This is a genomic window from Nitrospirota bacterium (assembly GCA_016235245.1).
GTDB lineage: Bacteria > Nitrospirota > Thermodesulfovibrionia > Thermodesulfovibrionales > UBA6898 > UBA6898.
Genome location: JACRLO010000031.1, coordinates 1 through 12,821, shown reverse-complemented (window position 1 = coordinate 12,821; position 12,821 = coordinate 1). Strand labels below are relative to the sequence as shown.

The following is a 12,821-nucleotide window of genomic DNA, read 5'->3' as shown; positions in this document are numbered from 1 at the left end:
TCATAATTGTTTCACAATTATAAGATAGGCTGTATCCATAGTTAATAAGAAATATGAAAGGAGGTGAAAGGAATGAAGAAGATACTATTAGGAATCATGGGAGTAAGTCTGTTGCTCTTGGCGGCAGTTGCTTTTGCGCGTCCGGGCGGTATGGGTCCGAATGCAGGAAATATCTCGGCTGAACAGAAGCAGTTTTTTGACGCAACAAAGGCCCTGAGAAAAGAGATGCATGACAAGAGGTTCGAGTTGATGGAGCTCTACCGGTCAGGCGCTGATCAGGCGAAGATAGACGCTCTTGAGAGCGATGTTGAAGCGCTTCGTGCAAAGATCCAGACTCAGGCCGCTGAATTCGGTATCGCTGGAGGCCCCGGAGCTTGCGGAAAGCAGGGTGCCAATTGTAATGCAGGCCAGGGCTGCGGAAAGGGCAACGGATCCTGCGGTAATCAGCAGGCAAATATGGGCTGTGGAAAAATGGGCAGATGCGGACAGCAGCAATAATAAATACCTTGCAATCGTTACAGGGTGGGAGATTGTCCACCCTGTAACGCCTCGATTCATCCGGATTTTCACCCATCCATTCTTATTTATTCCATAAAAGACTTATAATAAAGATATGACGAAGAAACAGATAAAGGTCCTTTCGATAGCGATCCTTGCGGTAATTTCCCTGCTCTACGGATGGATGGCGAAGAATGCCCCGGAAGGGACAAAATCTGATGAAAATAACTCTATTTTCATCGAAAGAGTAATTGATGGGGATTCGATTGAGGCAAACATACATGGCAAGAGAGAGAAGATCAGATTCATCGGCATTGACGCTCCTGAACTGAGTCAGAAGCCCTGGGGGAAGCGTTCGAAGAAATTCCTGGAGGAGATGGTTTCGGCATCCGGATGGCAGGCCCGCATCGAATATGATGTCGAGAAGAGGGATAAATACGATCGGATTCTTGCCTATCTCTGGGGCCGCGACAATAAGCTGATCAATGAGGAGCTGCTCCTTGGCGGCTACGCAGTGCTCTACACCTTCCCTCCGAATGTGAAGCACATTGATCGTCTGAAATCCGCCCAGGTGATTGCACGGGAGAATAAACGCGGCATCTGGGGCAAGGGCGGCCTGAAACAGCTTCCCTCGGATTATCGCAAAGAACACCCGAGGAAGTGACGGTGTTTACGAATGTAGTTGTCGTTGCCTGATTTTCTAAGCTGGCTCAAATCGGAAGAAGATGGCGCAATGTTTCATCGGAGGATACACTTTGGGGACGGTGTTAAATTAGTTGACTTGTTGCTACAATTCCCCGCGGGCTGATGCCCCTTGTCTCTACCAGTCAATAGGGAAATAATCTTTCAGAAATTTGCCGCACCAGTGTTTGCCGGTCAATATCCCGTCAAAAAACGGGTCGCAGACCCGGGCGGCTCCATCGACAATATCCAATGGCGGCTGGAAATCATGGACCTTCTGTTTCAATTGTGAGAGCTCAAGAGGGTCTTCATCCGTCACCCATCCGGTGTCAACCGCATTCATATAGATGCCGGCTTTTGCGAGGTCTTCTGCTGACGTGTGCGTCAGCATATTTAAGGCCGCTTTGGCCATATTCGTATGAGGGTGGCGCGCGTCTTTTTTGAACCTGAAGAACTTGCCCTCCATGGCCGTCACATTCACGATATGTTTTTTGCCGGTATAATCGCGCTGCATCAGAGATACCAGCCTGTTGCAGAGGACAAACGGCGCCACTGAATTCACAAGCTGCACTTCAAGCATTTCCGAAGTCCCGATTTCTCCCAGACGCAGGCGCCAGCTGTTTGTTTTGCGCAGGTCCACCTGTTGAAGATCAGCATCCAGCTTTCCCGATGGAAAAAGTTCTTCCGATGCAAGGGAGTTATCGTGACTGTAAGGGATTTGTGATAACCGGGCGGATTCCCGCAGGCCGATCCCAGGGTTCTGATTATGCCACGCAACCGGAAGGGCGGCGTCTTGAGCGTTGTCGCTTTGGCAGAGGGACTGGATCTGTTTCTTGCAGACTTCATGGTCAGTAAGAAGCTTCTGTGCCTCTCCGGATAAAGCGCTAAAACCTTTTTGTTCATTTTCGATAAGATGAGCATAAAAACCTGCAGGCCGCCTTACTGTCTGGGCTGCATTATTGATCAGCAGGTCAAGACGGCCGTAACGATGCTCCACATAGCCAGCAAACAGCTCAACGCTCGGAATATGTCTCAGATCCAGTCCATGAATATGCAGCCGGTCTCCCCACTCGGCATATCCCTCTTCTTTTGAATATCTTATTGCCGCATCAACCGGAAATCTTGTTGTGGCGATCACGGTAGCGCCGGCACGCAGCATCAGCAGCGTTGCCTGATATCCGATTTTCAGGCGCGAGCCGGTAATGAGAGCAACCTGCCCATGAAGTGAAGCTGTCTGAAAACGTTTTTTATAATTCAGGTCGCCGCATTTGCAGCACATAGTATCGTAGAAAAAGTGCAGCTGAGTGAACTTTTCTTTGCAGATATAGCAATTGCGCGGTGCATTCAGTTGTTCGCTCTTTTGACGGGACCCATCCGGCTTGAATTCGATCTCAGCAGGGGCCGTAAATACCTCGTCAGCTCTTGCCGTGCGAATGCCTGTAGTATTCCTGGCGCGTCTGTCTTTTTCGAGAGCTGTCAGGCTCTGCATTATTCTCGATGCCTTATTTCTCTTCTTTGTTTCTGCCCGGTCAGGCCGGGATATCTTTCCGGTCGCCTTCATAAGCGCAATTCTTTGTTCTTCCGAAAGCGCAGCGAACTGTCCGGAATCTTTTTCGAGATCCTGAAGCAGGGCGATGCAGCGCGCAATTTCTTCGGACGAGTGTTTCACGCAACCTTCTCTCTTTTGATCGCATCAACAACCCGGGCAACCCTTGCCACTTCTTTCACATCATGAACGCGAAGGATATGAGCGCCCTTCATGATCGAGACCGCAGCGGCTGCTGCCGTACCCTCAAGCCTGTCTGAGGCAGGAACGTCGCCAAGGATCTTGCCAAGGAATGCTTTGCGGGAAGGGCCGACCAGGAGCGGTTTTTCAAGAAGGCTGAACTGTTCAAGATTGTTCAGTATTTCGAGGTTATGGTCAAAGGACTTGCCAAAACCGATTCCTGGATCGAGTATCATCAGTTCGTCAGGAATGCCGAATTTCTTTGCAAGCCTGATGCTGATTCTGAAGTAGTCCGTGATCTCGGGGATCAGGGCTTCGTACTGGGGGTTATGCTGCATCTCCCGGGGACGGCCCTTGATATGCATGATGACTATCGGAACCTTATGGTGGGCGATGACCTCCGGCATTTCGGGGTCGAATCTCAGACCGCTGATATCGTTTACGATTGAAGCACCAGCCGCAAGTGCCTGCCGTGCAACCTCTGATTTGTACGTATCGATCGATATGGGTACGGCAATTTTCTTGGCGAGCTCCCTGATGACCGGTATGGTGCGGCGGAGTTCTTCTTCACACGAGACGGGCTCAGACCCCGGCCGTGTTGATTCTCCTCCGATATCAATAATGTCAGCACCATCACTGACCATTTTGACGCCCTGTTGTATGGCTGCAGATATGTCGAAGTGCAGGCCGCCGTCAGAAAACGAATCAGGTGTGATATTGAGAATGCCCATGATATGGGTCTTCCTGCAGAAGTCCAGGTCGTAGTGTGACCAGCTCAGTTTCATGTTCTCCCCTAAATAGAAAAGGCGGGAACCGGTCCCGCCTTTTCCTGCGTGCTCCCCGAAAAAATCAGGCTATGCCGGTGCAGCCTGTATCATTGCATTCAGAATCGGCCGCATCTTTCGGCTTATGAACCAGCGCGATCATGGCATCAATATCTGGGCCGTCCATGGTCTCTATTTCAAGAAGTTTCCGGGCAAAGGCGTCAAGGATATCGACATTTTTTTCAAGGAGACTTTTTGCCACGACATAGGCCTCTGATACGAAACGCCGCACCTCGTCATCGATATCGACTGCGGTCTTTTCGCTATAATCTTTGTGCTGGCCCATTTCTCTGCCAAGGAAGATATGCTCCTCCTTCTTGCCAAACGTTACGGGGCCAAGCTTGTCGCTCATGCCCCATGAGGTGACCATTTTGCGCGCCAGATCAGTAGCCCGCTCAATGTCGTTGCCTGCGCCGGTCGTCATCTGGTTCAGCATGAGTTCCTCTGCAGCCCTGCCGCCAAGCAGCACGTAGAGCCGCTTCATGAGATAATCTTTCGAATAGGTGTATTTGTCGTCCATGGGAAGCTGCTGGGTTACACCAAGTGCCCTTCCACGGGGAATGATGCTGACTTTGTGCACCGGATCGGTACCCGGCGTAAGTTTTGCCACCAGTGCATGGCCTGCCTCGTGGTATGCGGTATTTTTCTTTTCCTCGTCGCTGATAATCATGCTCTTTCTCTCGACGCCCATCAGCACCTTGTCCTTCGCTGCTTCAAAATCGTCGTTTTCAACTGTGGTCTTCGACACCCGGGCAGCAAGCAAAGCTGCCTCATTAACGAGATTAGCAAGGTCAGCGCCCGAAAATCCGGGTGTGCCGCGTGCAATTTTATCCAGGTCAACATTTTCGCTGAGAGGGATCTTTCTGGTATGAACCTTCAGTATCTCAAGCCTTCCTTTGACATCGGGGTGAGGCACAACGACCTGTCTGTCGAACCTTCCGGGCCTCAGCAGGGCAGGGTCAAGCACATCCGGCCGGTTCGTTGCCGCAATGATAATGATTCCCTCATTTCCTTCGAAGCCGTCCATCTCGACGAGGAGCTGGTTGAGCGTCTGTTCACGCTCATCGTGGCCGCCGCCCAAGCCTGCGCCCCTGTGCCTGCCGACTGCATCGATTTCGTCAATAAAGATGATGCAGGGAGCGCTCTTCTTTGCCTGGTCGAAAAGGTCGCGCACGCGTGATGCGCCGACGCCCACGAACATCTCGACAAAATCGGAACCGCTGATGCTGAAAAACGGCACACCAGCTTCACCGGCGATCGCCCTTGCCAGCAGCGTCTTTCCTGTCCCGGGCGAACCGACAAGCAGCACGCCCCTGGGGATTTTTCCGCCCAGCTTGGTGAACTTGTTGGGGTCCTTCAGGAAGTCTATGATCTCCTGCACCTCGGTCTTTGCCTCATCTACCCCTGCAACATCGGCGAAGGTGATCTTTACCGATTTTTCTGAAACAAGCCTTGCCTTCGATTTTCCAAAGGACATCGCCTTGTTGCCGCCGCTCTGCATCTGGCGCATAAAAAATATCCAGACAACGGCGATGAAGATGATCGGTCCCCACGTGAAGAAGAAATTTACATACCAGGGGTTCTGGTCAGCAGGTTTGACTATCGTTTTGACCTTGAGGGCTCTGAGACTCTTGTAGACTTCAGGATCATCAGGATAGTAGGCCTTGAATTTTGTCCCGTCCTTGAGGCGGCCGGTGAGCAGGCGCTCGCTTTCCTTGATCGTGACCTCATCCATCTGACCTTCTTCAAGCTTGGTTGTGAATTCGGAATATATCATTTCTTCCTGCGTTTTCTTGGGAGTATTAAGCAGGTTAAAGAGCAGTATGATCATGATGCCGATCAAGAGCCATATAAAAAGACTTCTGTAAGCGTTCAAAGTCACCTCCGATAAGTTCTATATTTTACCACAGAGAAATGCTTAATTTCAGCCACTAAAAGGGATATGAAAAGCGATGAAAAGGTCTCTTTCGGGCTTAATCCGCTATTTGGACACTGACAACGCTTCTGATCCCAGGAGGTCATTCTGAAGCGCGATGAGGCTGCCGATACCCTGCTTTGCCAGCCCAAGCAACTGGTCCATGGTCTCAAACGAGAAGGGTGAACCTTCTGCCGTGCCCTGGACCTCAACGAGATTGCCGTTTCCTGTCATCACAATATTCATATCAACGTCAGCGGCAGAGTCCTCCTCATAGCAGAGGTCCAAAACCGGCTGGCCTTTGACCACCCCTACGCTTATGGCTGCAAGAGAGTCTTTGATTGGGTTTTTTTCGATCAGGCCCTTCTTTACCGCAAAGGTGAATGCATCATGAAGGCAGACATAAGCGCCGGTAATCGCAGCGGTGCGGGTGCCGCCATCAGCCCTGATCACATCGCAGTCTATCCAGAATGATCTCTGTCCGACCGCGCTCAGATTGACAACTGAGCGGAGCGCCCTGCCGATAAGCCGCTGGATCTCGTGAGTTCTGCCGCCAACGCGGCCGGTTGAGGATTCTCTCGTTGTTCTTGTGGATGTTGCCCTCGGAAGCATGGCATATTCTGCGGTCACCCATCCGGTGCCCTTGTCTTTCAGAAACTGCGGGACCCTTTCTTCGATCGATGCGGTGCAGATGACCCTTGTTTTGCCCAGTTCTATCAATACCGAGCCTTCGGCGGTATCAATAAAATTTCTGGTGATCTTTATGCTCCGTAACTGGTTGTTCTTTCTGTTGTCAGGCCTCATGTCTAAACCTCCATTTCAAGTTGTATCTTCTCAATGTTCTCGATTGTTCTGCCAAGAAAGCGCTCTCCGACGGAGAGAAACTTCTGAGGAGAGTCTGTTACATAAAACTCATGCCTGACCGGTTGCCCTGGTATGTTCGTCAGCCCCTGAGCAGCAAGAACAGCACTGATTTCACGGGCCGTTTCGATAGCCGAATCAATCAGTGTTACCCCGTCTCCCATGACCGTTGAAAGCACATGCTTCAGAAGTGGATAATGCGTGCATCCCAGGACCAGTGTATCAATGCCCTTGCCCCGCATATCGGCAAGATAACGCGCTGCAACCATCTCAGTTATCTGCCCGTCTGTCCAGCCTTCTTCCACAAGCGGGACAAAGAGCGGGCAGGGGACGCTGACCACGTCTATGGAAGGATCGATCTTCTGGATTGCGCGGGTGTAAGAGCCGCTTCTGACCGTAGCTTCTGTGCCGATGACGCCGATTTTCTTCATTTTGGTTGCCGCTACAGCAGCCTTGGCTCCCGGCTCGATAACGCCGACAACAGGAACCGGAAAACTCCTGCGCACGGCATCAAGGCTGACAGACGAAGCAGTATTGCAGGCAATGACCAGTATCTTCACATTTCTTGAGGAAAGGAATCGGGTGTTCTCAAACGAATAGCGCGTGACCGTCTCGGGAGACCGGATTCCATAGGGAACGCGGGCAGTGTCCCCGAGATAAATAGTGTTTTCGTCAGGAAGTTTATCGAAGATCTCCTTCAGCACGGTAAGGCCGCCGATCCCGGAATCGAAAATGCCGATCGGCCTCTGTCTTTCAGTCATGCGCAGGTTTGCCTTCTGCTCTTTGATCTCCGAGGAGCGTGTTTTTCAATGGATACTTCAGATAAAAGTGGCCGCCAAGGGACTCAATCTCTTTACCCTCGACAAGGACCTTCAGGTCCTGAAAGTCCTGCAGATTGGCAAGCAGACTGTCATGCAGACCTTTCAGAACAAGGAACTCCGAGAGTGCATCGCCCTGGAAATTCCTTCGCAGTTCATCAGAAAGATCAACATAAAGGTTCTGACTGGAATCCCGGTACACGCCTAACACTTTCACGCCCTGAGGAACCGGTGAGCCGCTTGCAGGCGTCCTGAAAAACTCTTCGATCACCGCTTCGGCGATGGCAATGTTTTTTGTCCTCCTCGGGATTTTCTTGTCGGTCATCTCAAGTTTTCCGTTTGTCGGCAGGGAGAGCCTGATGACCATGAGGTCCTGTCCTTCAAGCGACTGAATCCTGGACTCGTTGGGCAGAGGCTGGTTTGGTGCAGGTCCAAAATAGCGCAAGAAGAGGTAGCTGCCTGCAGCGCCGGCGATGAAGAAGAAAACGATCAGGGTGATCCAGACAGTTTTGTTATTCACGGCTGGCCAGCCCCTTTATCACGGCGTTGATCAGCTTCTCCCGTTCTTTTTGGTCATAGGTCTTCTGTGAGGTCAGCGGATATTCGATGAGGACCGCAGCAGCATCAACAGAGGTAAGGATCGGCAGAGGGAGCTCCCTTGAGATGGGCTCAGTCTTATAATCGGCTTTTAAAGCTTCGGAAAAGGCTTTGGCTGCGGCCCTGCTTTTATCAAGATGACGGTTTTGCCGGGCAGAGAGCTTATAGGGCTTTATTGTGGCGTCTGCAGTGCTCTCATCAGCCGTTGCCGTTGTGATGACGAACCTGTCAGATGGCGTAGCATGGATCGCGATGAAAAGGTCCGGAGATTTGCTGTTACTGAAATTGATCCTCTCTCCCAGTGGCAGTGCCTGGTCTGCCTTGCGCGTAAGGAATACCTTAAGGCCTTTTTTTAGCAGGATGTTGGCAAGGTCCTTTGCGATACTCAGGCTGATCTCTTTTTCCCTGATCTCCTGCTTGTATATCCCGTAATCATGGCCGCCATGGCCTGGATCAATGATGATTGAACTGAACTTGAGTGTCTTTTCTGCCGGTTTTGCCGTTTCAGGCGTCTTCGGCACAGGTTGCTGCTGAGACTTACCGGCATCAGCTATTTTTTGCGCTGACTGCTGCTGCGCAGGGGGTTGGTTTTTTTGAGATACCAGCCCGGCATCTTTCTGCTGCTTCTGGTCGGTATCCTGAGGCTTGACCTTCATCTCTATGACAATCCTCGCAGGTGATGAGAGCTTATAGGTTCTCACCTCAGCAACATCTTTGAGTGTAATCGTCAGCGTGCGGGCATCTCTTTGGGTCTCAAACATGAAATCCAGGGGTTTTTTCAGATCAAAGGGGGAGAGAAAATCGACCTTGGCGACTGTTGATGATACTACGGTCTTTGCATTGCGGATGATATTTTCATCTGCTTCGAGCACGATCTTCATGACCGTATCCTGCCTGCTGAACCGCAGGAGCACTTCAGCTGTCCGCTCGGCAGAAATGGATGCTGATACACATAGCAGGATCAGCGCAATACATAGGCCCTTTTTCATAACACTATACATTTTCCATATAAAGATACGGTTTTGCAATATTCCTCAACTGCAGGAGGTATCGTTATATGAATCACGGGTGATGCAAAATTTCTTCATGGAAATAAATCGCTTGATAATTATAATTTTGTGTGATATACCTCCAATCAGTAACGGGCAAATAGGGTAATGCCTGCGCACGATGAAAGCGGCTGGGGGTTGGTATGTATACAAAATATTTTGGCATGAGAGAAATCCCGTTCTCCATTTCGCCCGATCCATCCTATCTCTATATGAGCGAAGTGCATCGTGAGGCACTTTCACACCTTCTGTATGGACTCGGGGGGAGCGGCGGATTTATCCTTCTGACAGGCGAAGTGGGGGCGGGCAAGACCACGATATGCCGCTGCGTTTTGGATAAGGTGCCTGAGCAGACCGATGTAGCTTTTGTGCTGAATCCGATGCTGAGCATCGAGGAACTTCTTGCCTCGGTTTGTGATGAATTTGGCATTGCGTATCCGAAAGGAACCGTCAGCGTCAAGGAATACGTGGATGCGATCAATGCGTATCTTATCGATGCGCATACAAGAGGGAGAAAGACGGTCATTATCATAGAGGAGGCCCAGAACCTGACTCCCGAGGTGTTGGAGCACCTGCGCCTGCTCACGAACCTTGAAACGAACAAATGCAAACTGCTCCAGATCATGCTGCTGGGGCAGTCTGAACTTCGCGATATGGTGGCTCGGCCCGAGCTTCGGCAGTTATCTCAGAGGATCACGGCCCGGTATCATCTCGGTCCGCTGTCGCGCAGCGAAGTCTCGGCTTATGTAATGCATCGTCTTTCCGTCGCCGGATGCCGTACGGGCATATTTTCTGCGTCTGCGCTCAGCAGGCTGTATCGCCTGAGCGGAGGTATACCGAGGATGATCAACCTGATCTGCGACCGTGCACTGCTCGGAGCTTTTTCAGAGAACCGGGCGACGATTGACAGGAAGACCATTGAATTGGCAGCAGCCGAGGTGACCGGAAGCGTTGGCAGCGGCCGGCAGGCTCTCAGATGGGCTTTTGCTGCGCTCTTGCTGGTGGCGTCGGGTCTCGCCTTTTCGTCGGGACTGTTTACCCGGGAAAGGCTGCAGGGTGCGGACAGATCAGCTGATGTTCCGGAGAAAAGTAATCTGACGTCGGTCTCGGCCACGCAGCAGACTCCTGCGCTGCTATTGCCTGATGGCGTTTCCGGTCCTGAGGGAAGGGCGGCTGCTTTTGGAGACTTGCTTTCGCAATGGAAGGCGCCTTTAACAGACGCAGAGCCGGAAAAGGGCTGCGATCAGCTCATGCCCTATGGTCTGTATTGTCTTAAGGCCCATGCGGACATGGAGACGCTGCGGAAGATAAACAGGCCGTCTTTACTGCATTTGAGCGGCGCTGGCGGGACTGAGGAATTCGTGACTCTGGTATCGCTGAACGATGTCAGTGCCGTGATTGTTGCGGGCAAGACGCCAAGGACGGTTGCCATGGCAGAGCTTGAAGCCCGCTGGACAGGTCAGTTCATGGCTCTTCAGCGGATGGTGCCTGACTTTGAGGGGACCATATCACATGGCAGCAGCGGATCAGCGGTGTCCTGGCTCGAAGGACAGCTTTCCCGCATAAGCGGACGACAGCCTATGTGGGGGAAAATGACATTTGACGCATTGATGGAAAAAGAGGTGAAGGAGTATCAAAGAAAAGAGGGCCTTAAGCCGGACGGGATCGTGGGGTCCCGGACAATGGAGCGTATTCAGGGGGCCGCAATACGCATGGATCCGGTTTTACTGGCCGGCGAAAGGGGTATATAGAGACATGTCCTACATAGTGAAGGCACTCAGGAAGCTTGAGCAGGAACGCAGGCGTGTGACGGTGACGGAGATGACCCTGTTTCGGGGACTGTCGGAGCGCTGGAAGAGTGAGACGCCTGTCTGGCGCTATCTGCTGGTCCTGTCTTTGGTGGCAAATGCCGGATTGCTTGTCTGGCTCCTGACCACGTTTTTTTCCGGAGGAGGCGCAGCGCAGACAGGGAAACCGGGCGTCCTGGCTGCTGAGCCCGCCTCACCGGTTAAAAAGGAGCCGGTCACAAGGACATATCAGAAGATCACCAATCCTGATTTGCCCCTGAAAATAAACCTTGAAGTCCGGCCGTCACAGGGGGGGCAGACGCATGCCCCGGGCAGTGCCAGGAGGGCAGGACGTGATACATCAGACCGCAGCCGTATGCGGAGCATCGAAAAAGATGGCCGTCATACGCTGCAAACAGTCGAACATCCGCCTCAGAAGGTCTTGTCTGTGGACGAGATGGAGATGCATGAAAACGGTGCATATTCTTCGCCGAAGGTTATGACCTGGAAAGACGAGAAGGGAAATATCCACTACTCGGGCACGGCTGGAAGAGACTGATACATTATTAAAATGGGGCATATCCTGTAATGAAAATAGAGGGAACGGGTTTATCTTGCAATCGTAAATCTCCCGTTTCCTGGCAGAGGCGGCTAATCGCTATCCTGTCTTCGACCGATTGCTATTGATAATTTGGGCTTTGTTTGATATCTTACCGTCACATTCAAACAGCAATTTCCTGTCGGCTGGGGGGGTAGTCTATGAAACGTGGGAACCAATTCCTTTCTGCTTCAGCTGTATTCTTCAACTATTCCTGTTGCACACTGATAGCGGCTCTCTGTTGCGTTATCGGTTCCGTCTCCATGACCGCCTCAGCGTATGGTGCTAATACAACGACTGCCGGTACGGTTGCGGCCAAAGCTGAAGGGGCCACCTCTATCCAGGTGTCGATGCCCTATGCCGGAGATGACAACGCCAGCAATACATACACGATTGACTATAAAACGTGCGTAGCAGGGACATGGACCAATTGGGTAACGAACGCATCGCACAGGGCATCTCCCTATACGGCTGCGATAACCGGACTGACTGAGAATCAGTGTTATACGGTAAGGGCAACGTACGCTGACAGTGATGGCATTAACGGAACGAATCCGCAGACCATTCAGATTTCTGCCGGCTGGGACAACACGATGCTTCATAACAGCAACCGCTTTCCAGGCACTGCGAAATGGTCAGGCGACTGGGGTACGCCGACCACGGGTCAATACGGCCAGATCGTATGTGCGACATGTCACACAAGGACTACAGACAATATAAAGCGTGTAAAAGACACTGTCATTACTGCTCCGAATTCCCCTACGCACAGTTTTCCTGCTGAGGCAGGGGGGCTGGCACCTGAATTTCAGAGCACAACCGCGCCGAGAGGATTTGGAGATGATGGCGGGGGGCATGCGTCATCCCGCAAGATCTGTGAGGTCTGCCATAGTGTCACGAGTTATCACCGCTATAACACCGCGGGCCAGTCCAATCTGGAACATAATAATAATGTCGACTGTATCACATGCCATCCCCACAGCCTTGGCTTCAAGGATGCTTCAGCATGTAACAGCTGCCATGGCGCTCCTCCCGGAAGCGGTACAGACACAAACGCACCTGCGGCATATGCTGCATCGCATGCCAGGCACTATAATGCCGTTTCAGGTGGCCTGCCTTCTAGTTACTCATCAGTAACAAATCGCTCGACTGCATCCGGGTATGTCTTTGATTGCGGGACCTGTCATAGCAGCAATAATTCTGACCACCTTGCAAACCAGGACGGTACCGTCGATCTGAAGCTTCCATTGGGAGGAACCTATGCACCGGGTTCCTATGCAGGCGGGGATAACCCCATGCCTCCCGGCTCTGTCACCTTCAAAAACTCTAACGGCACGTGTTCGAACGTTTATTGTCATGGCAATTATGCGGGAAGCGGCAAAAACGCAGCGCCGACGTGGGGAACTGCATCAAGCGGGGCCTGCGGCACCTGCCATAACAGCTCGAATTCTGTTTCTCCGACAAGCGGTT

At 51.8% G+C, this 12,821-nt stretch carries 12 protein-coding genes; 5 read left to right on the top strand and 7 right to left on the bottom strand.

What is annotated here, in order from left to right:
• Positions 1-72: 72 nt before the first annotated feature.
• Together HZB31_12875 and HZB31_12870 are read left to right on the top strand one after the other, a co-directional pair.
• Positions 73-498, top strand: coding sequence for a hypothetical protein (locus HZB31_12875; GenBank protein MBI5848813.1), 426 nt, complete (start codon positions 73-75; stop codon positions 496-498).
• 115 nt (positions 499-613) lie between these two features.
• Positions 614-1,162, top strand: coding sequence for a thermonuclease family protein (locus tag HZB31_12870; protein MBI5848812.1), 549 nt, complete (start codon positions 614-616; stop codon positions 1,160-1,162).
• A gap of 156 nt (positions 1,163-1,318) precedes the next feature.
• Here HZB31_12870 and HZB31_12865 read toward each other — a convergent pair whose 3' ends face one another.
• From HZB31_12865 to HZB31_12835, 7 genes are all read right to left on the bottom strand, one after another.
• A complete protein-coding gene (locus HZB31_12865) occupies positions 1,319-2,848 on the bottom strand; it encodes an SDR family oxidoreductase (GenBank protein ID MBI5848811.1) in 1,530 nt (509 codons plus the stop codon).
• Positions 2,845-3,690, bottom strand: a complete 846-nt coding sequence (gene folP, locus HZB31_12860) for a dihydropteroate synthase (GenBank protein MBI5848810.1) — start codon at positions 3,688-3,690, stop codon at positions 2,845-2,847. Before folP ends, HZB31_12865 begins: the two co-directional genes overlap by 4 nt.
• A gap of 64 nt (positions 3,691-3,754) precedes the next feature.
• Positions 3,755-5,605, bottom strand: a complete 1,851-nt coding sequence (locus HZB31_12855) for an ATP-dependent metallopeptidase FtsH/Yme1/Tma family protein (protein MBI5848809.1) — start codon at positions 5,603-5,605, stop codon at positions 3,755-3,757.
• Between the two features lie 105 nt (positions 5,606-5,710).
• Positions 5,711-6,448, bottom strand: a complete 738-nt coding sequence (gene rph, locus HZB31_12850; protein MBI5848808.1) for a ribonuclease PH — start codon at positions 6,446-6,448, stop codon at positions 5,711-5,713.
• Between the two features lie 2 nt (positions 6,449-6,450).
• Complete coding sequence (locus tag HZB31_12845) at positions 6,451-7,266, bottom strand: glutamate racemase (protein ID MBI5848807.1); 816 nt, start codon at positions 7,264-7,266, stop codon at positions 6,451-6,453.
• On the bottom strand, positions 7,259-7,843 hold the full coding sequence (locus HZB31_12840; protein ID MBI5848806.1) for a GerMN domain-containing protein: 585 nt from the start codon (positions 7,841-7,843) through the stop codon (positions 7,259-7,261). The genes HZB31_12845 and HZB31_12840 overlap by 8 nt, the downstream gene beginning before the upstream one ends.
• Positions 7,836-8,909 carry an N-acetylmuramoyl-L-alanine amidase gene (locus tag HZB31_12835; GenBank protein MBI5848805.1) on the bottom strand — a complete coding sequence of 358 codons (1,074 nt, stop codon included), beginning with the start codon at positions 8,907-8,909 and terminating at the stop codon, positions 7,836-7,838. Before HZB31_12835 ends, HZB31_12840 begins: the two co-directional genes overlap by 8 nt.
• A gap of 203 nt (positions 8,910-9,112) precedes the next feature.
• Here HZB31_12835 and HZB31_12830 point away from each other — a divergent pair, with 203 nt between their 5' ends.
• The 3 genes from HZB31_12830 to HZB31_12820 all read left to right on the top strand — a co-directional run.
• Complete coding sequence (locus HZB31_12830; protein ID MBI5848804.1) at positions 9,113-10,720, top strand: AAA family ATPase; 1,608 nt, start codon at positions 9,113-9,115, stop codon at positions 10,718-10,720.
• A 4-nt stretch (positions 10,721-10,724) separates the two neighbouring features.
• The gene (locus HZB31_12825) at positions 10,725-11,315 is read left to right on the top strand and encodes a hypothetical protein (protein MBI5848803.1); all 591 of its coding nucleotides are present in this window, start codon (positions 10,725-10,727) and stop codon (positions 11,313-11,315) included.
• Positions 11,316-11,515: 200 nt separating this feature from the next.
• The coding region (locus tag HZB31_12820; GenBank protein MBI5848802.1) for a CxxxxCH/CxxCH domain-containing protein at positions 11,516-12,821 on the top strand (1,306 nt) is incomplete at its 3' end.

Bases quoted from the DNA above. Each gene is read 5' to 3' on its own strand.
- HZB31_12875 (MBI5848813.1), top strand. From the start codon at position 73: ATGAAGAAGATACTATTAGGAATCATGGGAGTAAGTCTGTTGCTCTTG.
- HZB31_12870 (MBI5848812.1), top strand. From the start codon at position 614: ATGACGAAGAAACAGATAAAGGTCCTTTCGATAGCGATCCTTGCGGTA.
- folP (MBI5848810.1), bottom strand. From the start codon at position 3,690: ATGAAACTGAGCTGGTCACACTACGACCTGGACTTCTGCAGGAAGACC.
- rph (MBI5848808.1), bottom strand. From the start codon at position 6,448: ATGAGGCCTGACAACAGAAAGAACAACCAGTTACGGAGCATAAAGATC.
- HZB31_12845 (MBI5848807.1), bottom strand. From the start codon at position 7,266: ATGACTGAAAGACAGAGGCCGATCGGCATTTTCGATTCCGGGATCGGC.
- HZB31_12835 (MBI5848805.1), bottom strand. From the start codon at position 8,909: ATGAAAAAGGGCCTATGTATTGCGCTGATCCTGCTATGTGTATCAGCA.
- HZB31_12830 (MBI5848804.1), top strand. From the start codon at position 9,113: ATGTATACAAAATATTTTGGCATGAGAGAAATCCCGTTCTCCATTTCG.
- HZB31_12825 (MBI5848803.1), top strand. From the start codon at position 10,725: ATGTCCTACATAGTGAAGGCACTCAGGAAGCTTGAGCAGGAACGCAGG.